This is a genomic window from Streptococcus sp. HF-2466, assembly GCF_015594645.1.
Taxonomy (GTDB): Bacteria; Bacillota; Bacilli; order Lactobacillales; family Streptococcaceae; genus Streptococcus; species Streptococcus anginosus.
Genome location: NZ_JADNQU010000001.1, coordinates 133985 through 159063 on the forward strand (window position 1 = coordinate 133985; position 25079 = coordinate 159063).

The following is a 25079-nucleotide window of genomic DNA, read 5'->3' on the forward strand; positions in this document are numbered from 1 at the left end:
AATTTCTGTGAAAATTGCTGTTACACATAGTTTAATAAATAACCGTAGCCTTTACTTTCCATTTGGTCTTTCGGAATGAAATGAATAGCTAAACTGTTGATACAGTAGCGAAGTCCGCCCTTATCTTTTGGTCCGTCCGTAAAGACATGCCCTAGATGAGAATTTCCAACACGACTTCGCACCTCTGTTCGAGTCATATTAAAACTCTTATCTTCTTTATAAGTCGCTACATCTGGACTGATTGGACGTGTGAAGCTAGGCCAACCACAACCAGACTCAAATTTATCTTTGGAAGAGAAAAGTGGCTCACCTGTTACAACATCGACATAGATTCCTGCATCAAACTTATCCCAATAGCGATTAGAAAAAGCACGCTCAGTATCATTTTTTTGTGTTACAGCATATTCTTCATCAGATAGTTTCTTTTTAATCTCTGCATCACTAGGTTTTTTATATTTGGAAGCATCAATAACTGGATAAGAAGCCTGCTTAACATTGATATGGCAATAGCCATTTGGATTTTTCTTTAAATAATCTTGGTGGTACTCTTCAGCCTTAATAAAATGTTTTAATGGTTGTTTTTCGACCGCCAACGGCTCTTTAAATTTTTCTTTCTGCTCGTCAAAGACTTTGTTAATCGTTTCTACATCAGCCTGATCTTTATAATACACGCCTGTACGATATTGCACTCCACGATCATTGCCTTGCTTATTTTTGCTGGTTGGATCGATAATTCTAAAGTAATGTAGCAAGATTTCTCTTAAAGAGATTTTATTGGCATCATAGGTTACATGAACCGTTTCTGCATGTTTTGTCTGCGAGATTAGTTCGTATTTCGTGGTTTCGCTAGTGCCATTAGCATAACCAGAGACTGCGTCAACCACTCCATCTACTCGCGAAAAATATTCTTCTACACCCCAGAAACAACCTCCTGCCAAATAGATATGCTTTAAATTTGCATTTTTCAAGTCCGCTTTCTTTTGCTTGACCGGTTCAGCCTGGCTAACAGCTGCTTCTTTAATCTGATTAATAGCAGATTGATTTTTAAGGGTTGGCATCATGCGACTTCCCAGCACAAATAAACCTAAAACCAGCAGGACTGCTCCACCAAATAATAACCATTTCATTTTATGATCCATCATCCTCCCTCCCTATTTAATGCTTTTAAGAGTTGATTCAATTTCTGCTTTTTTAATAAGTCCAGGACGAGTTTTTACCAATTTTCCATCGCTTCCAATAAATGCAGCTGTCGGATAGGAACGAACACCATATTGTTCCAATAGTTTACCACTAGGATCTAGTAAAACAGGTAAATGTTTATAATTTAATTTCTCATACCAGTTTTTAAAATCTGCTTCAGATTTTTCACCAACATGCCCAGGTGAAACAACCGTCAAAACTACATAGTCTTTCCCAGCATTTTTAGCTAACTCATCAGTATCCTTTAATGTAGATAAGCAGATAGAACACCAAGATGCCCAAAATTTGAGATAAACTTTCTTTCCTTTGAAATCTGACAATTTATAAGTTTTCCCGTCAACTCCTTTTAGTTCAAAATCAGGAGCTGCTTCGCCTTGATTCAACTTTGTAGCTGTCGTTTTATTTGTAAATTGTCCGTGTCCAGACTTAGTTCCACTAGCTGATTTTTGATTTCCACAGGCACCCAACAGAGCAACACAAACAAGACCTGTGATGACTAACATTGTTTTTTTCATGAGATTCCTCCTTTTATCCACCAAATATTGAAGCTAGAACATTAAGATTTCCCAGCATAAGTAAAATTCCCATCAAGATGATAAGTAACCCGCCAATTTTCTTTAGTAGTCCCATATAAGGTTTTATTTTCCCAAAATGGCGTAAAACAATAGAAGAGGCAAGCGCCAAAATGAGAAATGGGATAGCAAGACCAAGGGTATAAACTAACATGAGGAAGCCACCTTGTACTGCTCCATTACCACCAGAAGCTGCAATTGCGAGAACAGAACTCAAAACAGGACCTACACAAGGTGTCCAACCAAAGCTAAAGGTCACACCTAGCAAGAAAGCATTGTAAAAATCATTTCTATTTTTATCTTTTTTTAATTGAACACTTTTCTGTCGTTGTAGTAGCTTAAAATTGATCAGTTCCATTTGATGAACACCGAGCAAAATAACAATTGCTCCTAATACATAGCGGAACCACTCTGTATAGAGAACTTTTCCCAAAAAGCCAGCGCCATATCCAAGAATTAAAAAGACTACGGACAATCCTGCAATGAAAAATAGTGTTTTTATAATTCCGTACCAAGCAATCTTCTTTCCAAAAATAGTGATTGTTCTTGGTTCATCTGTATCCAATAAAATACCAACATATACAGGAAGCAATGGCAATATACAAGGCGAGAAAAATGATAAAATTCCCGCTAGAAATACAGAAATCAAAAACACAATAGATATCATTATCTTTTCCTCCTCATTTTCTTTCTAAGAAAAGTATACACTGGTTCACTATCTAAAAATAGAGGATACGATTTGTAAAAACTTGAATTTGATATGGTCATAAAAAAACTATCACTTTTCGTGATAGATATTTTTAATTATTCCATTTCAAATGTGTCACTTTTTTGTTTATTTGGCAAAAACAAAGATAACACAATCCCGACAATCGTCGGTACCAGCCAAGGAATTGAAGCTTGCGCAAATGGCAAAGCATTGATTAAATTACTCACACTAGTCAATTTAAATTGCGAGCCAATAATATTCGCAAAGGCAATAATTGTTACAACTGCGACCGTTAGCTGCATTCCAATCTTAGATAAGGCAACAAACTTATTGACAATCACAATCATTACAATCGCAATGGTAATCGGGTACAAAATTTGCAAGACAGGAACTGAATACTGAATGATCGCTCCCAAACCAAGATTTGCAATTGCAAATCCAATCAAGGTGAAGGCTGTTGCATAAGTTTTGTAGCTGATTTTAGGAAAGATTTTATTGAAAAATTCTGATGTTGAAACAATCAAACCAACCGTAGTCGTGAAACAAGTCACTATTACCATGGCTGCAAGGAAAATCTGTGCTGTCGGACCAAAAATAGCTTGTGTAGCTTGAGATAAGACATAAACTCCTTTATTGGCATTAGACGCCATTACATCAGCCGGAATTGGGAAATGATTTCCAAGAAATCCTAATCCAATATAAAGTGCACTAAATCCCAATGCAACAACAATTCCAACAATCCAAATCGTTGAGATATATTCCTTTTTGTTGGCAAAGCCGAGTTGGTTCAATGTTTGCACAGCGATAACGCTAAAAGCAACAGAGGCAAGTGCATCAAGCGTATTATACCCTTCAAGAAAGCCAGTTCCAAAAGCTGCTTTTGCGTATTCCGCGCTAGCAGCTTGCGGTGCAGCTGCTCCGTATTTTATTGCCCCTAAAATGACTAAAATGACAATCAAAATGGCAAACACAGGAGTCAAAATCCGACCAATCCGATCCAAAATTTTGGAAGGATTTAATGAAATCAAGTAAGCAGCCACAAAATACAAGATTGTAAAAATAATAAGTCCTAATCCAGTCATATTACTCGAAAGCAATGGTGCAATCCCAACTTCATAAGAAGTCGTTGCCGTCCGAGGAATGGCAAAAAATGGACCAATCGCTAGATACAGAACTACCAAGTAACTGGTCGCAAACCAAGGAGAAACCTTTTTAGAAATTTCGTAAACATAGCCTTTGGGATTTAAAGTACCGATAATCAATGTTAAAATAGCAATTCCAACTCCTGAAAGCACAAATCCTGCAATCGCTGACCAGAAGTGTTCGCCAGACAAAGCTCCTAAAGTTGGCGGAAAGATTAAATTCCCTGCGCCGAAAAATATTCCAAACAAGAGTAATCCTGTCAGTGCTCCTTTTTTAACCATCTTCTCTCCCTTTTCTAAAATTCAGTATGTTCAACTATTATAACAGATTCTTACAATACTTCAAGTGATATAAAGTTAAAATATTGCACAAATTCTGAATGTTTGAGCAAAACAAAAGCAGCATAATCAAGTCATGCTGCCATATTCTTATTTAATCCCTAGGGCGATGCGTGCGTAGCGACTCATTTTATCCACAGTCCACGCTGGATACCACACCAGTCTCACTTCTACTTTGCTCACTTCAGGTACATCTGACATCGCATCATGAATCTGATCAGTTAATAAGTCAGCCAGTGGGCATCCCATTGTTGTTAAGGTCATATCAATCTGCGTCTCACCATTTTCACCATTGAACCGAATTTCATAAATCAAACCAAGATTTACAATATCAATTCCTAATTCAGGGTCAATAACTTGTTCCAAACTTTCCAAGATACGATTTTTAATATCATCAATTTGTTCGTTTGTGTATGCCATGGCGCCTCCTTTTGTCTACTAATCTTCAATAAAGTCACGAAGTGGCTTGCTACGACTTGGGTGACGCAATTTGCGTAGGGCTTTGGCCTCAATTTGTCGAATCCGTTCACGAGTCACGTTAAAGACTTTTCCAACATCTTCCAGCGTACGCATTTTACCATCATCTAGACCGAATCGCAAACGTAGTACATTTTCTTCACGGTCTGTTAATGTATCAAGAACCTCGTCTAATTGCTCACGTAGGACAATACGTGTTGTATAATCAACTGGATTTTCAATCACTTCATCCTCAATGAAATCGCCAAGATGACTATCATCTTCTTCTCCAATTGGAGTTTCAAGGGAGACCGGCTCTTGGGCAATCTTCAAAATTTCACGAACTTTATCTGGTGTCATATCCATGCGCTCAGCAATTTGTTCTGGCGTTGGATCTTGCCCCAATTCTTGCAAAAGATTTCGTTGCTCCCGCACTAATTTATTGATTGTCTCAACCATGTGAACCGGAATCCGAATCGTACGCGCTTGGTCAGCAATCGCACGAGTAATCGCTTGACGAATCCACCAAGTGGCATAGGTCGAAAATTTGAAACCTTTGGTATAGTCAAACTTGTCAACGGCTTTCATCAATCCCATATTGCCTTCTTGAATCAAGTCAAGAAACTGCATGCCGCGTCCAACATAGCGCTTAGCAATAGAGACAACCAACCGCAAATTAGCTTCTGCCAAACGTTGTTTCGCTTCTAAGTCGCCTTGCTCCACAAGAACAGCTAATTCTTGCTCTTCTTCATTGGTCAATAACGGAACAACACCAATTTCCTTTAAATACATACGGACAGGGTCGTTCACTTTAGCAGAATTGCTACCAAGCAACTCCTCATCTGTTAATTCAGCTTCTTCTTCCTCTTTATTTAAAACCCGTTCACTTGGGTTGCCTTCTTTATCCGTAATAGCAATCCCTGCGTCCTGAATCCGTTGAAGAAGATCTTCAATGCCATCAGCTTCCAAAGTAAATGGAATGACTAGCCGATCATTGATTTCATCATCGGTTGCTGTACCAGTTTTTTTATGGTTGCGAATAAATTCTGCAACTTGAACATCAAAAGTTGTTACTTCTTTTTGTTTTGTAGCCATTCCTACTCCATTCTCCTTTTTTGAGCAATAAATCGCTCTAGCTCTTCTAATGCCGTATCTGCATCCCCACTATGAGATGCTTCACGGACTTTTTTACCAATCAATTGATTTTCTTTGCGAAGCAATTCCTTATCTCGCGTTTGCTCCACTTCAATCAGTTCCTGCTCAGAAACTTCCTCTGGTAGATTTTCTTCTAAGACCCGATACCAAGCTTGCTGTACCGAATCATTTTGCTCAGACAAATCTTGTGGCGTTACCTCGCCATTTGTTTTTAAAATATCGTACAAAGTCTGCAATTCTACTGTTGCGAAATGAAAATCTTTCCTCAAACGATAATCATTTAAAATTACAGGATTATCAATCATCCGCTGCAGAAGATGACTCTCTGCCTTAATTAGCCGTGATACTTGCCGTGTTACCGGAATGTCAAGTCTTGACACTTGTTGATGCGATTGCTGTTGTTGCTCTCTTCTATTTACCAAACGATGATTATTAACAGTTTGCTCCACCTGCTGGTAGTCAAAATCAGGTAACAATTCAGCTAACATATAAATATAGGAATTTTGTGCAGTGATTGATTGAACCTGTGCAATCAGCTGAGACATTTGTTCAACAAATTCAATTTGAGCTTGCAAGTTTTCGATATTATCTGGCTTCAGATAGTTCAAAAGAAACTCTATATCACTAATTCGTGTTTTAGTCAGTAAATTTTGTAAATCATCAGCAGAATTTTTTTTGATAAATTCATCCGGATCCATATTATCAGGAATCCTGACAATTTCAACTGATAAATTATGCAATTCATTCAGAGCTTTTGCTGTCGCTGCTTGTCCTGCTTTGTCACCATCGTACGTTAAAATAATTTTCTTTGCGAACTTACGAAGATGCTCCACATGCTCATGCGTCAATGCTGTCCCCATAGATGCTACAGCATTTTCAATTCCAGCACGATAAGCGGCTATAACATCCATAAAGCCTTCCATTAAGTAAATTTCGTGACTTTTCTTGATAGTCGCTTTGGCCTTGTTCAGATGATACAACTCATAGCTTTTATTGAAAATCGGTGTACTGCGACTATTTTTATACTTCGCGACTTTCTGCTCTATATCGCTTGCTTGCCAAATACGACCTGAAAAAGCAATGACTTGTCCTTTATCATTTGCCAATGGAAACATAATCCGATTTTGAAAGGCGTCATAAACCAAATTGTTATCAGCTAAGTTGAACAAACCAGAATTCATAATGACTTGCTCATCAAACTTTCCACTAACACTTTTATAAAGATAGTTATTTTCATTGGGCGCTAAACCAATTTGAAAATGCTTGATAACCTCATCTGTTAAGCCACGTTCATAAAGATAAGAACGTGCTTCTTCTCCTATCTTTGTTGTCATCAATACTGCATGGTAAAACCTTGCAGCTTCTGCATGAATATCATAAAGTGCTTGATGAGGATGTGTATGTGTTGACAGCTCTTTTCTACTATGCTCTATTTCTAATGGAAACCCTGCACGATCGGCAACAATTTGTACAGCGTCCATAAAAGAAACACCACGATATTCTTCAATAAATTTAAAGACATCACCTGACTTTCCACAGCCAAAACAGTGATAAAATTGCTTTTCTTCTACCACGTTGAATGATGGAGTTTTTTCACCATGAAAAGGACAAAGCCCTAGATAATTTCTTCCAGCTTTCGTTAGAGCAACGACTTCTCCTATGATTTCGACGATATTGACACTATTTTTAATATCAGAAATGATTTCTTTATCAATCAATAGACAACACCCCCAATTTATCATAGAATAACAACTTACATTTTATAATAAATTTATCAAAAAGTAAAATATTCACTATATTTTTTAGACATTTTATTGACTTTCCCCTTTTTTGGATATAATATAGTTTAGTATTTTGAAAGGAAAAAGAAAATGTTAAAGGACCTTAAAGAGTTTTTGCTTCGCGGCAATGTAATTGATTTGGCAGTCGGTGTTATTATTGCCAATGCTTTTGGAGCTATTGTGACTTCGCTTATTGGAGATGTTATTACTCCACTCTTTCTCAATCCAGCTTTAAAAGCTGCTGGTGTAGAACAAATTGCCGGTTTAAAATGGAATGGGATTGCATACGGTAGTTTCTTAAGCGCTGTTATCAATTTCCTCGTCATCGGAACAGTTCTCTTCTTCATCGTCAAGTCTGTTGAAAAAGCGCAAAGTCTTACTAAAAAAGAAGATACTGCTGAAGAAGCTGCAGGACCAACTGAATTAGAAGTTCTTCAAGAAATCAAAGCATTGCTCGAAAGCAAATAATTATGAGAAAAATTCACTGATGAAAATCAGTGTTTTTGTTTACTCTCACGGTTTCTTGATATTCTGTTTGCCTTAACCTGCCCCTCTAGCTGCTACTTCTATTAAACTTGCGGTGGAGTTTTGAGATGACAGATAACGTCCATACGGTAAAACTGCTAAAGCTATTGATTTTTATTGAGTACGAGTTCGATTTTATCTAAATAGAAACAAAAAACAGACCGAAGTCTGTCATTTTGCTCAATTAGAATTTTTTACGTTTACGAGCTGCTTCTGATTTACGTTTCCGTTTTACAGAAGGTTTTTCATAGAATTCACGTTTACGTGTTTCTTGAAGAGTACCAGCTTTAGTAACCGCACGTTTGAAACGACGAAGAGCATCGTCAAGGGATTCATTTTTACGTACTACTGTTTTTGACATTTTTTTCACTCCCTTCAAGCTTAAAATCTTTTAAATTTTATCATATTAAAATACACTTGTCAAGTCCCAGAAATTAAGGGGAATGTGTCTGTTTTTGGGAGAAAATGAAAAAACCATCAAGAGAACGAAAATTAAGACCGAAACGTTTGGACTTTTTGCTGTTTCAGTCTTGATTTATTGCTCTTTTGATGTTACAATATTTCTAAACTGATTAACAAGCCCTACTTGTTTAATCGGTGGGCGTTTGAGTGTTGTCGCACTCAGCGCCTTTTCTTCGTGTTTTTCTATAGCTGTATTATACCATATCTTGTAAATAATGCAAGCATTTCATGTTAAAATTGTACGCAAAAACGCTAAATCTTAAGGGATTTAGTTTTTTTATAATCTACTTTTTCCCCGAATAACACCTAATTCTTCGAGGAGGACAAACATCTGGTAAAGTATGATGGGCTTTTCTAAAAGTTGTGAGACGTTCTATTTGTACTCCTTCTAGTTCTTGGATTTTCTCATACTCCGTGCGCCAATCACCAAAGAAAACCTCTCTTAATTCCCCTGTATGATTTAAAAGAATGGTGCGGCTCATTGTGTCTGCACCCTTTTTGCTCCAATACATTCCTCTGTTCTTCATCCGATAGGTGACTTTACGGTGCTGGCTTTCCATAATTCCAACACCACTTGAACTTAATCCCATCTGTTTAGGTGTAATGGTATACTGAAAATTTCTGAGTAGTTGTCTCTTGAAACGACTAAAGGATTCTAATTTTGTATCTGAATCAATCAAAGACTCAGCAGTATCTAAAATAGTCTTTAGCCTATTTTTATCTCGTTTCTTAACAGCCTTAAACGCTTCTTCTGTCAGTTCTGCTGATAAGGGAGTTAGGTTGGTTTTCAAAGACTGATGCACATGAAAAGCATCCCAAAAATGAAAATGATCTCTGGGTTTAAAAGCTCTGGCTAGGTCTTGAAAAATCTGGGGTGAATAGCCGTGACCGCCATCTGAATTAGTGATAATGATTGTTTCAGGTGTAACCTCAAAATGGTTATAGATTACATCAAGAAGTTTGTCTTTCGCTGTGTAATACCGTGTTGAAATCACTTCCATCTTGTTTTTTAAGACATTCCTTTTACCTTTCTTGCTACCAGTATGGACAACAAAATGGCTTAATTCAACAGATTTAGTTTCAGATTTAGAATGGGACTGTTTCACCCAAACACCATCTCCTTCTATGTATAGAATCTCTGGCTTGATTTTCTTTTTCTTTTCAGGAGCTACCAATACTCGGTACTCATCCCGTTCCTCCAAAAGTTCACCTGCTGTCTCTAGCGCTCGTTGAACGCTGTTTTTTGTGATATAAATATTCTTCAGCAATTCCATCACCGATGCTACTTTACGATACGGCATAAAGTTAGAGAGTGTGGTTAGCTGATAAAGGAGTTCTTGCGAGAACCTAGCACGTGGTTTAAGTCCTAACTTTTCATCAACAGGTATCCTGACAACATCCCCTTTCTTCCACCTACTCCGTGAAAAAGTCATCTCCCCAAAAGAAAAAATAACGGTGCGCTCTTTCTGATTGATTCTCTTGAAGCCTTGGGTTCTCATGATAGGGGCAATATAGCTCTCATATTTTTCAATCATTTTGAGGAATGTCTTGCGGTTATTTTCTTGTAAAGCAACAAAAAAATCTCTCTCGTCTAAGACTGCTAAATCCATCTATTCACCTCTTCTACTAGCATAAAAATTTATTATACCGCAAATCTAGACAAAGAAAAAAGCCTTTCCTTTCGGAAAAGCCACAAACCGTTTATATACAGTAAAGAAAATTTATATAAAGAGTATAGAGTTAATCTTTATCATTAGTTTTCCAAAATTCCCACCAATGTTTCTTTCTTGTATCTTGTTCTATAAGTAAGGTATCTTTGTTATAGATGATTTTATGTAATTGATCTATTTGTATATCCTTTTGAGCTATCTGCCCTTGCAACACTTCACATAACTCTTTGTATAGAAGATTTTCTTTATTGTTGTCTAGATTATTTTCTGTACTTTCTTTACTATTTTCTTTACGTTCTATATCTTCGTTATCTGTATAGAATTGTTCTTTATTTAGTATAGAATTGATAACTAATTGTGTTATACTCACTCCTTTCTCTTTTGCAATCCTACTAATTTCTTCCTTCTGTTCGTCTGTCAATTTGATATTGATCTGTGCCATGGTCTATTCCTTTCCATGTATGATAGATTTATTTTCACTATAAACTTTTTCTTAATAGCTGTCTGGTTCTAATTATCGCTTGACATTATATCTATCACGATACCGCCTAAAGGTGCGCTCGTTAATACCAGTCAATTTTGCAACATCTTTATCTGTATAGCCTTTTCGGTATAGTTCAAAAGCATGTTGCAGACGTTCATCATCTGCTGTATAGAGCGCCTTCCTGCCCTGATACTTGCCTTGTGCCTTGGCAAGTACAATTCCTTGCTTCTGCCGTTCTTTTATCCGCTCACGCTCTGCCTGTGCCTGATACTTGTAAAGCTCCAGAATAAGATTGTTCAGGAGTCGTCTCAGGTTATCATCTTCAATCCCTCGAAGCGTAGGCAAGTTCAGAACTTCTAACGTTGCTCCTTTTCTTTGGATAGTTGCCATAATTTCGGTTAGCTCCTTGTTATTTCTCCCTAACCGTTCTAGCTCTGTCACCACAACTATATCTCCTTCTCGGACATATTCCAGCAGTGCCTGCAGCTGAGGACGTTCTCTAGTTGCTCCACTAATTGCCTCCTGAAAAACCTTATCACAGTCCTTCAGCTGCTCAAACTGTCGCTCTAGATTTTGGTCTTGGGTACTGACTCGTGCATAGCCAATTTTTGTCATTTTCTTACCTCATTTTTGCCGAACTCTATTGTCCGCTTGTTCCAGCCTTTAAAATCAACAACTGACCATTAGGTCAATAGGGCATACCCTACTGACCTGTTTTTTATATTGTCTTGTGTTGATTTTTCTCTTCACTTCTTTCACGCTGTTCCACTCTCTCCTTGATTTCCTTATAGTCTGTATAGTTCTTAATCACTAGGTCAAGATGTTCACGTAGTGCTTCTCTTTCCACCTGAATTTCTTGTAACTCTTTATTCAAGATTTTCGGATTCGTGGTCTTATCAATCTTGAATTGTTCCAGAATTTTCTCAGCGGTAACACCTTCTGGCCTTCTTTCCTGATAAGCTATTAGGGCTGAAATAATTCTGTTCACATTACCAATTCGTTGATCTAAATTATTCAATTCTTCTTGCGTCTCTTTGAGCTGTTGGTCAAATCTGGTTTGAAGTGCTTGGAACTGTTTGCCATTTGTCACATTGTTGGCTGCTAAAAAGTTGAACTCTTTAACAAGCATTTCCATACGAGAAATATTTGGATTTTTGCGCATAATCATCTCGCCACTATCCTTGGATAGCTGTTTAATAACTGTTGAACCTCTCATGAAACGATTATCTTGTGACTGGTCAGGATTGATAAAATAGAAAAAATCTTTTTGCTTCAGGTAAATTTCATAGGAACCATTTTCCAACTTATCTACCTGACGAGCGGGTATTAAGATAGTACCCGTTTGATTCACTCCAAATTCCATTTCAAGGTAAATTCCACGGGACGTTTCTTGTTTTACCTGCCAATCTTCCACTTCCAATTTTACTTCAAAGTCAGATGACCGCTCCCGTTCTTCTTTCTGATAACGATCTTTAATTTCTAATAAATCAAAGGTTACTTGATTCTGATCTAAACGTTTAAGAATATTCTCTAAACTATATTTGCGACGTTTAGACAAAATATCATCACGTGTGTTCCGCTCTTGGAGTTTTCCATCAAGCGGAACGGTTAGACGATATTTAACAAACTTTCCAGAATAATCAACATTAAGATCAAGTGCTTTGGCTTTAACTTTGAAATCCTCCAGACTGGTAGAATGCTTCAGCAAAAATTCCAAACGATTCTTAATCTCCACTTTGAAAGTGTTGGCTTGTTGCCAAGCTGTATATTTCTTGTGTGAATTTTTCATGTTGGACTGGATAATCTTAGCACCGTACAAGTCTGATATTTTATCTGAAATTTCTTTCAAGTTGTTTCGTGTCCTTTTTTGCCAGCGAAATTTCTTTAGAGTCACCTCATTAGTCGTGTTAAAAATAATGTGGTTGTGTAGATGTCCTCTATCCATGTGAGTAGCCACCACAAATTGATAATCACCACCTGTAAATTCTAAAGCTGTCTTACGTCCGATTTCATGAACTTGCTCTGGTGTTAAATTGTCCTCTGGCGAAAACGACTGAATGAGATGATGGGCCAATACTCTTTTTTCATTGTGTAAGTCGGACAATTCCTTATTTTCAGATTGTAACTCTGCCAAGTATTTAGTCATTACAAACTCATCAAAAGCATTTGTCGGTGTTATGATGTTGTGACCTGATACCAATTGCAAACTAACACTTTCTTCTTCTAAGCGAATATCAAACTCTCCAACTGAAGTAGACTTATCAATCATCCTAAGTGTTTTGGTCTCTTGAGTGATATAATCAAGGGCTCTTTTTAGTCGGTCAAGCTTTTTAATTTGTGCGACTTTAATCACAACCATGTTTCTATTTTCTCCTTATCTTTATCCTTATTTTCTTTTTCCAGCCCTTTAATTTCTTTTAGTTTTGAGGATAATAATTGAGTGATCCCTTTCAGTTCAAGTTTAATAGCTTCTAGCTCTTCTAAAGAAATTGTTTCAGTAGTATTAACATACTTAGTAATCTGGTTGATATTCACCCCAATTCGATTGATTTCTTGTTTGATTCCAACTAATTCTGACAAATCAACTTTGACAACTGCTCCAAGCAACATCATTTTTCGAGCATAGGTAGAGAAATTTTTAACGCCTGCGTTTGTCATTTTCCGTTTGATATATTTTTCTTCATCTGCATTTAACCAGACTTTTTTCTGAATCGGTCTGTGTCTATTTACATGTTCAACCATTAACGTATTCCTTCTTGATTAAAATTTGAGTTGTGTACCTACAGATCTCATTTACTTTTCATCTGGCAAGCGTAGCAAGTGGGTACCCACTTGCGATAGTTGACAAAAACTAAACAGCCACTTCCTGCAAGAAACAGCTGTTGTTTTGTGTCAAGTTTTGGGGAAATCCCCAAGCCCCTTTTTGCCGCTTCGCTCTTTGGTTAGAAGATGACTTCCTCTGTTGGTTCCCAACCGAGAATCTCTTCTCTTTCCTGTTCATAAGCTTCATCTGTCAGGTGAGAAAGTTCATCATAGGCTCTTTGATAATCTTCAAAAATATCCAGTTCGAGTTCTTCTATATCTACCATATCTCGGTTAATGACTGCCATCATTTTTTTACGGCTGGCATTTTTAAGCTGGTTATTTTCTTTACAGTTGCTTACCTCAAAACTATCAAAAAGGTAGGTCAGCAAAATTCCCTGTGTTGTTTCCGTCATCATCATTTCCTCCGTATTCTATCTGTCCTAATGCTAGTTTACGAGAACCCCGACTGGACACTAAATCGAGATTCCCTTTGCTTTTTTTGGCTCTTTGTTTTTTTCTTGAATAGATTGTTTTTCTTTGAAACGATTGAGCTTTTCATGAAAAACACTCTCTTTCGTTTTGTCTTTTGTCAAATTTAATGTTTTGATTTTTTCAAGTTTTAAATCCACTTTTTTAATCAGTTGACTGGCTTCTTTTTGGACGATTGAAAGCTGTGCCTCAAGGTCGGTTAAACTCTCTTTGTCTTTAGCCCAATTAGCTAAGTAAGCGAAAGAGTATTCACTGGTATCAATACCGTAATGATTTGAAACGACAAAAGCGACAGACTCAGCTTGAAGCTCTTTCGTGCTTCGTGTGAGTTTCTCACCTGCTTCCGCCACTATCTTATTATTGTGCAATTCAGAATGTGCCATTTCATGAATTATGGTTTTAATCGTCTGTGCTTTTGTCATACCTCGCTTGATAGCAATTTCATTGGTTTCACGGTTATAAAAACCTCTGGCTCCTGAATCAATCTCTTGGAAGTGCATAGCCACTTTGTTATCATCAGAAACACTTTTAAGCGCACGATAAAGTGTTTCATAATCAAAGATTTTACCTTCGTCTGTGAGTTCGTAAACAGCTTGCGGAATCTCCTTTCCTTGGGTTTGACTGACATCAAAGACAGGTACTAATTTAAAACCAATTCCTTTCTCAATCTCCCCATTTTCATTGACCTTGTATTGACCGTTATTATCCCTTAGTTTAAATTCATAAGGGGCAAAAATCCAAAGAGCTTTTTGACCTTTTTTTACACTGCGCTCAAAGTCGGACTGCCACTTTTTAAAAGAAGCAACCATAGAAACTTCTGAATTTTGGCTTAATAACAACATCACATTATTAGCTGAATATGAGGGAAGTTTACTAATTGCTTCCAGATAATTTTTGTATTGATCGGAATTAAAGTAATCTTTAATTCCCTCTTTCATAATTTTAGAAAGTCCTTTAGTATCTTTTGCCTGAATCAACTCAGAAAGAGTTGGCAACTGTGTTAGCTGGTCAGTGGTCAATTCCTTAGAAAGAGGGTTAGGTTTAAGTGGGTTCGTCCCCATCGCAACTTCTTGAGAGTCTGTCAAACCATCTCCATCCGTATCTGAGTTATAGGGATTTGTACCAATTGACTTTTCAAGTTCATCAGTTAGACCATCTCCATCAGAATCTCTAGTACGTTCAAGATTCCTTTCTTCCTGAAGTTTCTCCTGTTTCTTCTGAATTACTTCAGAGGTTTTTTCTCCTGGCATCTTTTTTTCTCCTGCTTTTTCTTTCTGTAAATACTCGTTCCAGTCCATTTTCTTTACTCCATCACTTTTTGGGGCAAGATCAATTTGAAAAGGAATGTTATCTTCTTTCAGTTTTTCAATAAACTTCAGCGCTTCTTTATCATTATCAACCGCTATTGTGATTAAGTCATCTGTAATAAGTTTTGTTGTCTTATTTAAGCTATCTAATGCCTTCAAAATAGACGTATAAGAGTTTGCTTGGGAAAACTTACCATCCGTCAATAAATCTGCTGTATAGCGACTGATTACCCCCTTTTTCAAGCCATCCATAGAAACTAATCGGACATCTTGTAAGGTGTCTTTTTTCAATTCATAATAACTCATCAAATCGATAGGTGCTTCAAAAAATACCAGTCGTTTTGGAGTTCCTACATCGAAAGAAAAACCTGCTAACCCGTCTGAATGGTTCATAATTTGTTTCAGACGGCCACGCTTTGGATATTGAACTTTATTTTCTACAATTCCCTGCAGGCTAGCTCCTTGAATTTTCCCATCTAGTCCACGGTATTTAAAAACGATTATAGGCTCAAAATAGTCCCCTTTCTTCCGAGTGGCTTCTGCTAAGTTTCCACCTGCTAAGAAAGTGTTAATTGTGTCATCTGTTAATCCTCTTTCTTCTTTGAGATAGTTTCTACCGAGTTCAAAATCAGGGTGTTCATAGGGTTGAAGAACATAACTAAATGGTTCTTGTTTGACTGGTTCTATCATTTCATTTTCTACTTGAGAAAATGTTCCTTCCTGAAGGAAACGAACGGCTTCTTTAAAAGATACATCCTTAACAGATTGAACCAGTTGAATAACATCTCCACCAACATCACGACTGAACCAATGGAAACGGTTTGTATTAGCAAGGATTTTCAAAGAATCGTGTTCAGTCCAATAATAGGTGTGACCAGACTGGCGTTTAAGTTCCATTCCCAAAGATTCAGCTACATCAATCATGGAAAGTTGTTTCAATTCATCAATATTTACTGCCATAAGGTTATCCCCCTAGTTAAAGTAAGCCTCTGGTTTTTCCTGCAACAGATGGAAAAGTTCAGGAGTCAGCGCTAAAGATTCTGCTCGAATAGATGGCTTATGACGTCGATAGGCAAATAGATACCCTCTTAGAGATTTAAAATCAGGATAAGTCAGCTCTTTCATCACTTCCACTGCTAACTGAGTTCTAATCTCTGCAGATGAGGTTTCTTCTGTAATGGTTTTAGTAAGTACCAATTTCTTAATAGCATCTGCTAAGACATGAATTGGATAGAGGGCTTCTATCCCCTCAAAACAGCCGATGCCATAAAGATCTGGAGTTAATAAGGTTGTTTCTGTCATCATACTTTTTCTCCTCAATAAGAAAAGCGCTTGTAAATCTTACAAGTGCTTTGATTGTGTATTATCTTTATGTTGGTTTTGATTTTTAGTTGGTTGCGTTTGTGTTTTACGAATATCATAGAGAATGTGATTCCCTCGACGTTCATAAGTTTGGGTGAAGGCTTTAGAGTTATCAAACATCAAGACATTGTCCGCAACCTCAGCAATCACCTTGAGATTCTCTTTTGAGCGGTCATAACGCTTACGAATGAGGTCTTCATCAACGCCGTGACCTCCCTTTTTAACTCTATCTGCCACCCGATCAATAGCTGTTTCTGGACTATCTAAAGTAACATATAAAACAGTGACTTCGTATCCTTTGGCATGTGCCTTATCTATCAAGTTTAAGAAAGGCTTGCCTGTCCCTGCTAGAGTGGTTTCTTGATGAATAGATTCACCTTTTTCAAGAGCCTGTTTCAAATCTTTAAGAACTGCCCTCATTGCTTTCACATTATCTGCAGGGCTACGCCAGTCACCTCCGTTTGCTTTGAGCCATTCGTCCGCATTGATTCGCCTTGTCCCTTTAAAAAGCCAGGGTTGCGAGCTGTAAAGTGTACTTTTGCCAGCGCCGTTGACGCCAGCTACAATAATATAGCGTGGTCTCATACCTATCTCACAAAATCAGGGCGGGCAATTACTTCACGTTGATGAGCTTGCATACTGTAGTCATACATAGCTTTATAGAAGGCTTGTTTTTCTGGGTCTGTCTCCTGGATAAACAACTGATACAAGTCAGCCGTTTCAAGGTTTCTTACCATTTCAAAAAATTGATTCAGTTCATTTGCCATGAAGCAAGTCCTCACTTTCTTTTACATAAGTCTATTATACCACATTAAGCCGCATTCTCCTCAATCTGAAGGTCAACAAATTCTGTCTGATCCACATTTTCATACCAATCATCTGTCCCATCCATACGGCGCTCATAGGTGTACCAGTTGTCGTCTTGAGGACTATTCGATAAGAGTTGAGCGTTTTTATGATCTTTAACGTAGAACTTCTTATCTTTCAAAACGTTTTGCTTGGATAGAAACAGTAAGGCTTCATCCACACCAATGCGAGCTACCTCATCAGGGGTCATAAGTTCACGTTGTTGAGTTTGTTCGCTAAAGGAACTGGAGCGATTTCTTCCTCGTGATTCAGAATATTGTTTCTGATTGATCGTCTGTTTTCCTGCACGCGTTGAATAGTAATTCATGGTATCCTTATCATTTGTTCCCAAGAACAGGTGACAAGCACAGTTATTAAAAATAGTTTCCCAATCCTTATTATAAAGCGATTTAAGCTGATTGATTGCTTGAATAATAATTTTGATTGAAATTTCACGGCTACGAACTGACGCCAAAACTTCGTTAAAGTTAGGAATTTTCCCGATATTCGCAAACTCATCAATAATGACTTGCACGTGCAAAAGGTCAGTTGCAGATAAACCTGGACGTTCCCCTTGAAGAATAGCGTCCGCACCGTGGGTCAATTCTTCAAAGATTGTCGCAAATAAAAGGGAAGCCAAGAAGTTAAAGGACTTATTAGTTTCAGGAATGGCAATAAAGACCGCCGTCTTTTCAATATTCCAGCGGTCAATATCCATAGTGTCTTCTGCAATCATTTTAGCCACGTCCGCATGGTCAAAAATAGAATAACGAGTCGCCACCTGAGTAGTGACCCCCATACGTGTCTCTGCTTCAAAGTTAGAGTTAAATAACGCCCATTGCTTGTACGCATAGTTGCCTGGTAAACGCTCCTCTAATTCTTCAAACATTTGTTCAACAGGGCTAGGCTGCTCTTCGTCTGTTCGTCTAATATTTCTCATCATATCCGCTACCATAGACAGATTAGGGGTATAATCATCTAGTTGACTATCAAAATACAGATAACCAATCAAAGCACGAGTCAATAAGAGTTCAGCAGTCAACCAAAAGTTTTCTCCTTGATTATCTGTTTTCTTTGTCCCGTCAACAATGGCTTCAGTCACACGATCAATATCTAACTCCGATTTCATGTAGTTAAAGATGTTAAAGGTATTGGAATTAGCCAAGTGAACTAGGTCAAAAACTTTAATTTTATAACCATTTTTAGCTAACAGACTTCCGACTTCATGAACCAGCAAGCCTTTGGGATCTGTAACAATATAACTACCGTTCATCTGCATAAGATTAGGTTTCACATAATTTTGTGTTTTCCCGTCTCCAGGAAGCCCCACAACCAGCGTATTTTTGTTCAGTTGTTTATCATATGGTAAAAGTTTATTAAATAGGCCAATAAACCCATTCTTTGTAAGAATCATATTGTTCTCAAAGACTTTATCTCTGAATGTAGCAATCTCTTTTACCGTCGCAAACCGAGCTGATCCTCTTTCTTCTCCGTGGCGATACACCCCATTATCACCCACTCGTAGGTAGATGAAAAAAGGAAGTACAAAACCAAGCGCCCCACCAATAAGTGAGAATTGATTAAACTGAAGGTCTAGCCAATTTTTGGTCTCCAGATTATTGATAACCCATGCATATTTAGAAAACGGATTGAGGGGGTCGGTTACTCCTGGAGCTGACTGATAAAGTTTGACCAGCCAATGAAAACCATAAAAGAAGAACAAGCCTAAAATGATATAAGGTAATAAATGCTTTCTTTTCCGTGGCATCTCATTTCACACTTCCTTTCTTTTTACCTTTTCCTTTAAGTGGTGTTCCAATACCTCCATATTTGACGTGTTCTTTAAAGTACGCTATTTTTTCTGCAACTGTCCGAGTAGGAAATTTTTTCCCTAACTTTTCAGCAGCCTTTTGTGGATTTGAAGTCAATTCTTTGATTACTTTGTCTACTGTTCCTTCAACCAAAATCTTATTTTTAACGTCAAATAATAAGGTTGTCGTCCCTTTTTCTGCCCCTGCTTTGGTAGTAAATCCAATGCCCTTTTCATTAAGATATTCTTTCAGTTTTCCTATGTGAATATCTTTATTTTCCAGTATCAGCATATCTTTATTAGTGTTAGTCGCCATGAATTGATTATAGTTCGTCTCACCAATAAAATTCTGATTATTTTTGTTGTACTCATGTTTTTCATGAGCATATTGAATTATAGACCAAAGGGCTTTTAAAATAGTTTCTCCTGTCACTTTAGAAGCATTAGACAGTTGAAAAACTACTCTGTCCTGTTCCATTTAGTCTCCTTTCCATAAATTAGTCTCATTCATTTAAAAAGCAGCTCTTCTTGTAAATGTTCTGTTACTGTTAGAGAAATTGCTTTTGGCTTTAGCTGATTAAATTCCTTTTCGGTAAGCCCCTTTAAATCTGGCATTTCTACTCCTCCTTTTAAGCCTCATCTGCACCGTTCTTTTTGCGAAGCAGCCAAGCGCCAATCAGAAGAACAAATCCGCTGAAACTGGTCAATAACCCTAACTCATCCCCTGTTGATGGAAGGGTCTTCATTTCCCCTGAAGCAGTCTGAACAGAGATTGTTTTATCTGCATTAACTGTCCCTCCAACTTCTTCTGGACTGACTGTAGCTCTGGAACCGTCCGCATAAGCTACAACTACCTGGCTATTCACGGTTGAGACAATTTGATAACCAGTATTAGTGTAAACTGGAGCAGCTGGAGTCACGTTCTGAACAATTTGACCTGTCACTTGTGAAGTTGTACCAACTTGACTAGCCCCTGCATTGACAGCTGTTTGGGCAGATACGTTAGGGTTATTAGTCGGTACATCTACACTTGGGGTTAAGGTTGTTTTTCCGCCATCAACCGTTGGAACAGTCACTGTCTTATTATCTGTAGTTGTTGGGTCCTGCTTATCTGTCGTATCGGTTTGGCTTGGTTGGCTTGGCTGGTCAGATGGTTTTGGTGTGGTATCTTCAGATGGAGATGGTGCTGGGTCTTGCTTATCTGTGCTAGGTTCTACAGTTGAAGAAGAATCCTTTGGTAATACCGCATCATCTTTACTTGGTTCTGTAGTACTTGGAGTTGTTGGGTCTGTACTAGCCGACGTATCAGGTATAGAGGGTGTTGCTGTATTGTCAACGGGTGGGATGGTAGGTGTAGGGTTAGTCTCTGAAGGAGTTGATGAAGGTTGTGTAGGTGTGACAACAACACTGGCTGTTGAATCAACGGGAACTGTACTTTCATCCGCAAAGGCAACTGCCTGACTAAGAACCAAGCTAGATAGTGTAACAAGTGCAATAAATGATGTTTTCTTCATGATAATTTTTCCTTTTCTATTAGTTATTCGGATATTTTTGAGTTTTCGGTTGTGTCGTTATAAGATAACCATAAGGAGCTTTAACAGATTTTTTAAGGGAATAGGTCAAGCGGACATTTGCTCGATTCTCCTTGTTATCTTTAACAACTAACACATAGGTAACGGTATAGCTATTACCTTTTTTAGTGATACCTTCCAGAATCACCGATTGGAGGGTACCCTCTGAAACGTTAATAGTTTCTTTCAAATCTTCTGTAACAAAATCGCTAACAGCTTTTCTAGTATTCGCATAGTAACTAGGTATGAAATAACGGTCAAATACATCAATAGCAGTTTTTTCCTTCTCAAAAGCTTGAAGCATTTTCACCTGCTTAGTTAGAGATTGATTCATCGTCTTTAAGCTAGTTATCTGACTAAAGGACAGACTGGCAAAGATTAAGCTAACAATCGCAACAAGCAAACTCAACAGGACAAGCAGTGACCGTTTTTGTCTTGTTGAACCAGGTGAGGAAGATAGGTGGTGCTGAGAGGGCGATTCTGAGGCATTTTTCAGTGATTTTCCTGAAGTCTTAGTTAATGTACTCAGAGGATTTGTTTTGCTAGGACGCTTGAAACCAAAGTCCTTCAGCAAGTCATCAATTATTCCATCGTATGGTAGGCTAAACTCAAGATTTTCCATCACTGAATCATCACGGTCTAGATGTTCAATCAAATAGCTTTCCGTTTCACCTAATGCTTTACAGCGTTTTTCTCTGATTTCCAATTGATTGAGCAACTCGTCACGATTGGTTACCAATTGGCTATGTAAGGTGTTGACATCTATGATTTTAAAAGTCATCTATCTTCACCTCCTAGTATGAGGAAGAAGGTTCTGAAGACGTTTCAGACGCCTTTTTAAGTGATTTAATTTCATCTGCAAACAGTTCCAAGTCATCCAAATCCAGATCACGTTCCGCAAGAAGTGCCAGAGTACGTTCCGTCTTGAGGTTTTTCACTTCGTCTTTGAGTTTAGCTACTCGCTTGGCATAGAAGTTTTTCTTTTCTTCCGCTTTCTGCAATGCTTCTTCTTTTTCAGCCAAACGGTCTTTAAGGTTTTTTTGTGCCATTTTATAATCTCCTTTATTTTGTTTCTGAATTACTTTCTGATGGAGGTGTTGCATCATCAGAAGTCTTTTGAGTATTGACGCTTGCATAGTCATTACTGTTATTAGCATCCACTAAAATAATACTTTCCATACGGTTTACTAAAAATTTGTTCTTCATTTTAGAAAAACTCAATCGTAAAGTAGCTGTATTGGTAGTGTTTTGAGACTGTGAGTAGTCGTTTTTCTTGGCTAAAAGCGTATTGGTATAAGTCACGCTAACCAGCGCTACATTCTCTTTTGTATCCAAGTAAATCTTAGAGCTTCGATACTCAAAGTCCACCACATAACCCTTATATGTTTGTGTAGTTGGTTCGTTCTCTAGAGAAACTGCCTGATTATACATTGCGTCTGTCATGTATTCTTTGTAACGATTGCGATTTTCTCCCAGATCTTTCTTAGTATAGTAAACCATAAGAAAATCCTCTACATAATTTTGTGTTAATGAACCGTCTTGTGTATTACTATTCTTAGTTGTAGTTGATTTCTTGGTTATAGTCTTTGGAGAACTTTGAGATTGTCCTCTTGCTCCAAAACCAAAACCAATCAAGAAAATCAACACAATTCCCAGAACAGTAGCTAAAATTTTGAAAAATTTTACTTTTTGAATATCTAACATGATTGAAAAGCGGTAGATTTTCGTCTACCGCTGCTCCTTTCCATTTATTTTGGTGTTGCAAAAGTATAGTACGCCTGATTTGATAGAACACGATAATGAACTTTGTCTTGGACTCCTAAATAATTACATTCTGAAATTAAGAAGGTTCCGTCATCATTGACAGCCTCAACAAAAGCGACGTGCCCATAAGCCACTGTGGTAAAGTCAAATCCACCAGCTGTCGAACAAACAGCTCCAGGGGTAGGAGTTGTACTGAATCTCCAGCCTTTAGCAACTAAATTCCTCACCCAATCTTGACCATTGCCGTTATTACTTGAAAGGGCATTGCCAACCGTTCCTGTTTCCACGAGTCGGTTCGCCACATACCAAGTACATTGACCAACTGGGTAGTTATTGCCTGGCTGTGTTGTCATTGAAGTTGTTGAAGGCTTCCCAAAAGCCAATTTACTTTCCCAACCGCTTGGGAAATTCCAAGAAGAGGCCTCTGTTCCACTTCCTTTGATTGTTTGCTTGAAATACGTCAGCATTTGTTTTGCATTATTTTGACGTTCTTTGAGCTTATCGCCTGCATTCCCTTCCCAATGTACCAGAAAGCGCTGCGTCAGGGTCGCGACATTCTCATTACTCGTTAAAATAGATTTTAAAATGTGAATATAATAAGGATTATCTCCTTCTAGCATGAAATCAATCTGCAGTTCCAGGTCATACCACTTCTTTCCTTTTGATTTTGCATAGTTTCTAAGAAGTGTATTCCGAATGGCTCCATCTGAAGTATCCGTCCACATACCCAATCCTAAGCCACGGTGAACGACTAAAGAGCCGATACTTGCCCCTTGAGCAAATCCCATATTGAGCCAATTTTCATCATCCCAGGAACTTTCTGTCGCCCCAATCGGGGGACTTAAATAATCGCTTTCTGCTCGTTTAGCCTTGATGTTACTTTCTGTCGCAAAATTTCCTAACATTGCCGCAATCCCATTATCCGTCGCATTCGGAATTTTCTTTTTAATGAAATCCCGTACAGCTCTAGAGCGTTGAGCTAAATCTCCAGAAATATCAAGGTCTGTCATGACAGAAGTAGTTTGTGTATAGTTCACCAGTTGGAAGTAAAAACCGACGTTTACATACGTCCATTTAGCTTTTTGCTTTTTCGTCGCCTTTTCTTCTTGTTTCTGGTAATAAACTTCCTGACCAGTGCTGCTCTTAACAGTTCCAATAAACGTACCTTGTTCAACGGTATCTCCTGTCTTGAAACGGATACCTGATACATCTTTGTAAGTGAATTTAGATTCCTTAGTTTCAATCGTGACATCAGTACCTGAAACCTTAACCGTCCCAGACATGACCGCCAAAAGCTGCTGCCCTGTATTAGCCTGAAGAACAGAACCTTGATAAATCTTGCTTTTACTGATATAGCCAAAACGTTTGACAATACGTAAAGGGCTATTATAATGTGCCTCATCTTTATCCGTATAAAATGGATTGTCTAATTCCTGCAGGTAAGTATAATAGCCATCTGTTTGAGCACTTTCCAATAGTTCTTCATAATCTTCACGGTCATCTTTTGGTAAGATAGCCCAAGCAATTTTTGACTTCTTACTATACAAGTCTTTCATTGTTTTAAGATGGTCTGTATCCTGATTCAGACCATTCCAAAGACTGGTTAAGGCATTCTCATAAGTTTTGTTATGGTCTGCTCCAGCTTGATTAGAGTTAATACCATCATCCCATTTTCCTTTCAAATCATAATCACCATAACGATAATTCATATAAGTCATGACTGAATCAATGTCTGACCAATAATCAACTCTAGAATTTGAGTTTTCTCTATCCAGGTGAGAGAAATAAAGCCAAGCTTGGTTGAGTTTAAACTCATCTTGAGAAACCGTAGAGCTTCCACCTAAAACACCGACAAGGGCAACGATGACCGCTGCTAAGAACATGATAATATAACTCTTAGCAGATAAGGGATTATGTAAAACCGTACGAAGAGGCTTAGTTAGTAAGTCAATCCCTCGACCCGCTCCACGTGTCACTTTACCAGTCTTAGAGGCTTTAAATCTGACTGTAAAGTTACGATAACGTTTAGCCAATTTACCTTGCCAGCTTTCCTGAAATGGTGTCCTTGTAAAACCTCGACCTCGGACAAAATTATAGCCTCGATTAGTAAGACCATAGCTTTTCTGTATCGTCCACTTTCCTAAATTTCCACCTGCTTTAACTGACCTTGAGGCACTATCTTTTTGGTAATGAAAGTTACGAATTTTTCGTCTGCCCTCTGCCACTGCTCCTAGGGTTTCATCTTGAGAAGCAGCGTTCTCAAGGTTTGAGCGAACAAGTTGTTTAGACGCCCGATAAGTCCCACGTCGAAACTTTTGTCCTACTGTTCCACCTGATTTTTCCGCTGTTTTGACATAAACCTTTTTAGCAATCCGTTTATCCTGCTTAGCACGCTTCCAAGCTTCCTTATCTTTGGGAGAGACTTTCAAACCGTAATGTTGCTTGCGCTTTTTAACCAACTTATAGAATTTCTTTTCCGCTTTTTGAGTCTCTTTAGCCTCTTTATAGGCGTCCTTCATAGCAAACTTAGCTTCTTTAACATTATAAGTATCTAATGCCTCTTGGGTGACTTCCTTGACAGCCTGACGACGTTCTCGAAAGCCACGTGTTTTTTTATGTTCCGTCAATCT

At 38.0% G+C, this 25079-nt stretch carries 26 protein-coding genes; 1 reads left to right on the top strand and 25 read right to left on the bottom strand.

Translation table 11 applies throughout. From position 1 onward, the window contains the following. Positions 1 to 20 precede the first annotated feature (20 nt). The 7 genes from msrB to dnaG form a co-directional block, all read right to left on the bottom strand. A complete protein-coding gene (gene msrB / locus IYQ91_RS00690) occupies positions 21 to 1139 on the bottom strand; it encodes a peptide-methionine (R)-S-oxide reductase MsrB (RefSeq protein WP_037593715.1) in 1119 nt (372 codons plus the stop codon). A gap of 12 nt (positions 1140 to 1151) precedes the next feature. Then, positions 1152 to 1715 carry a redoxin domain-containing protein gene (locus IYQ91_RS00695; protein WP_003024623.1) on the bottom strand — a complete coding sequence of 188 codons (564 nt, stop codon included), beginning with the start codon at positions 1713 to 1715 and terminating at the stop codon, positions 1152 to 1154. A gap of 13 nt (positions 1716 to 1728) precedes the next feature. Further along, positions 1729 to 2439, bottom strand: a complete 711-nt coding sequence (ccdA2, locus tag IYQ91_RS00700) for a thiol-disulfide oxidoreductase-associated membrane protein CcdA2 (RefSeq protein WP_003024626.1) — start codon at positions 2437 to 2439, stop codon at positions 1729 to 1731. A 137-nt stretch (positions 2440 to 2576) separates the two neighbouring features. Continuing rightward, entirely contained in the window at positions 2577 to 3905 is a 1329-nt protein-coding gene (gene brnQ, locus IYQ91_RS00705; protein WP_195672780.1) for a branched-chain amino acid transport system II carrier protein, read from the bottom strand. A 147-nt stretch (positions 3906 to 4052) separates the two neighbouring features. After that, a complete protein-coding gene (locus IYQ91_RS00710; RefSeq protein WP_003024629.1) occupies positions 4053 to 4382 on the bottom strand; it encodes a metal-sulfur cluster assembly factor in 330 nt (109 codons plus the stop codon). An 18-nt stretch (positions 4383 to 4400) separates the two neighbouring features. Beyond that, a complete protein-coding gene (gene rpoD / locus IYQ91_RS00715) occupies positions 4401 to 5513 on the bottom strand; it encodes an RNA polymerase sigma factor RpoD (protein ID WP_195672781.1) in 1113 nt (370 codons plus the stop codon). A 2-nt stretch (positions 5514 to 5515) separates the two neighbouring features. Continuing rightward, positions 5516 to 7291 (bottom strand): DNA primase, encoded by a 1776-nt coding sequence (gene dnaG / locus IYQ91_RS00720; RefSeq protein ID WP_324252975.1) that lies wholly within the window; start codon positions 7289 to 7291, stop codon positions 5516 to 5518. A gap of 153 nt (positions 7292 to 7444) precedes the next feature. Between dnaG and mscL the strand changes: the two genes are divergently transcribed. Continuing rightward, positions 7445 to 7822: a large conductance mechanosensitive channel protein MscL gene (gene mscL, locus IYQ91_RS00725; RefSeq protein ID WP_117644497.1), complete on the top strand. Its 378-nt coding sequence runs from the start codon at positions 7445 to 7447 to the stop codon at positions 7820 to 7822. 241 nt (positions 7823 to 8063) lie between these two features. Here the strand turns inward: mscL and rpsU are convergent, their stop codons facing one another. The 18 genes from rpsU to IYQ91_RS00815 form a co-directional block, all read right to left on the bottom strand. Continuing rightward, complete coding sequence (rpsU, locus tag IYQ91_RS00730) at positions 8064 to 8240, bottom strand: 30S ribosomal protein S21 (protein WP_000048054.1); 177 nt, start codon at positions 8238 to 8240, stop codon at positions 8064 to 8066. Between the two features lie 385 nt (positions 8241 to 8625). Further along, entirely contained in the window at positions 8626 to 9951 is a 1326-nt protein-coding gene (locus IYQ91_RS00735) for an ISLre2 family transposase (protein ID WP_195672783.1), read from the bottom strand. A gap of 130 nt (positions 9952 to 10081) precedes the next feature. Further along, positions 10082 to 10453 (bottom strand): hypothetical protein, encoded by a 372-nt coding sequence (locus IYQ91_RS00740; protein WP_195672784.1) that lies wholly within the window; start codon positions 10451 to 10453, stop codon positions 10082 to 10084. Positions 10454 to 10525: 72 nt separating this feature from the next. Continuing rightward, positions 10526 to 11110, bottom strand: a complete 585-nt coding sequence (locus IYQ91_RS00745) for a recombinase family protein (protein WP_195672785.1) — start codon at positions 11108 to 11110, stop codon at positions 10526 to 10528. Between the two features lie 103 nt (positions 11111 to 11213). Beyond that, complete coding sequence (locus tag IYQ91_RS00750; RefSeq protein ID WP_195672786.1) at positions 11214 to 12854, bottom strand: relaxase/mobilization nuclease domain-containing protein; 1641 nt, start codon at positions 12852 to 12854, stop codon at positions 11214 to 11216. Beyond that, positions 12845 to 13237 (bottom strand): plasmid mobilization protein, encoded by a 393-nt coding sequence (locus IYQ91_RS00755; protein WP_084741108.1) that lies wholly within the window; start codon positions 13235 to 13237, stop codon positions 12845 to 12847. The genes IYQ91_RS00750 and IYQ91_RS00755 overlap by 10 nt, the downstream gene beginning before the upstream one ends. A 200-nt stretch (positions 13238 to 13437) precedes the next feature. Beyond that, positions 13438 to 13719, bottom strand: coding sequence for a hypothetical protein (locus tag IYQ91_RS00760; protein ID WP_148131513.1), 282 nt, complete (start codon positions 13717 to 13719; stop codon positions 13438 to 13440). Between the two features lie 54 nt (positions 13720 to 13773). Further along, a complete protein-coding gene (locus IYQ91_RS00765; protein WP_084741112.1) occupies positions 13774 to 16056 on the bottom strand; it encodes a DUF6782 family putative metallopeptidase in 2283 nt (760 codons plus the stop codon). Between the two features lie 12 nt (positions 16057 to 16068). Further along, positions 16069 to 16401 (bottom strand): hypothetical protein, encoded by a 333-nt coding sequence (locus IYQ91_RS00770; RefSeq protein ID WP_084741115.1) that lies wholly within the window; start codon positions 16399 to 16401, stop codon positions 16069 to 16071. Between the two features lie 36 nt (positions 16402 to 16437). Further along, the gene (locus tag IYQ91_RS00775; RefSeq protein WP_195672787.1) at positions 16438 to 17043 is read right to left on the bottom strand and encodes a zeta toxin family protein; all 606 of its coding nucleotides are present in this window, start codon (positions 17041 to 17043) and stop codon (positions 16438 to 16440) included. A 2-nt stretch (positions 17044 to 17045) separates the two neighbouring features. Next, positions 17046 to 17225: a hypothetical protein gene (locus tag IYQ91_RS00780; protein WP_195672788.1), complete on the bottom strand. Its 180-nt coding sequence runs from the start codon at positions 17223 to 17225 to the stop codon at positions 17046 to 17048. 44 nt (positions 17226 to 17269) lie between these two features. Next, the gene (locus tag IYQ91_RS00785; RefSeq protein WP_084741121.1) at positions 17270 to 19072 is read right to left on the bottom strand and encodes a VirD4-like conjugal transfer protein, CD1115 family; all 1803 of its coding nucleotides are present in this window, start codon (positions 19070 to 19072) and stop codon (positions 17270 to 17272) included. Position 19073: 1 nt separating this feature from the next. Beyond that, positions 19074 to 19592, bottom strand: coding sequence for a hypothetical protein (locus IYQ91_RS00790; protein WP_084741124.1), 519 nt, complete (start codon positions 19590 to 19592; stop codon positions 19074 to 19076). 151 nt (positions 19593 to 19743) lie between these two features. Then, positions 19744 to 20628 carry an LPXTG cell wall anchor domain-containing protein gene (locus IYQ91_RS00795; RefSeq protein ID WP_084741127.1) on the bottom strand — a complete coding sequence of 295 codons (885 nt, stop codon included), beginning with the start codon at positions 20626 to 20628 and terminating at the stop codon, positions 19744 to 19746. A gap of 19 nt (positions 20629 to 20647) precedes the next feature. Next, positions 20648 to 21466, bottom strand: coding sequence for a hypothetical protein (locus IYQ91_RS00800; protein WP_084741130.1), 819 nt, complete (start codon positions 21464 to 21466; stop codon positions 20648 to 20650). Positions 21467 to 21479: 13 nt separating this feature from the next. Next, the gene (locus tag IYQ91_RS00805) at positions 21480 to 21734 is read right to left on the bottom strand and encodes a hypothetical protein (protein ID WP_049534255.1); all 255 of its coding nucleotides are present in this window, start codon (positions 21732 to 21734) and stop codon (positions 21480 to 21482) included. A gap of 13 nt (positions 21735 to 21747) precedes the next feature. Next, positions 21748 to 22389 (bottom strand): hypothetical protein, encoded by a 642-nt coding sequence (locus tag IYQ91_RS00810; RefSeq protein ID WP_084741136.1) that lies wholly within the window; start codon positions 22387 to 22389, stop codon positions 21748 to 21750. A gap of 44 nt (positions 22390 to 22433) precedes the next feature. After that, a complete protein-coding gene (locus IYQ91_RS00815) occupies positions 22434 to 25076 on the bottom strand; it encodes a phage tail tip lysozyme (protein ID WP_229311579.1) in 2643 nt (880 codons plus the stop codon). Positions 25077 to 25079: the final 3 nt, after the last annotated feature.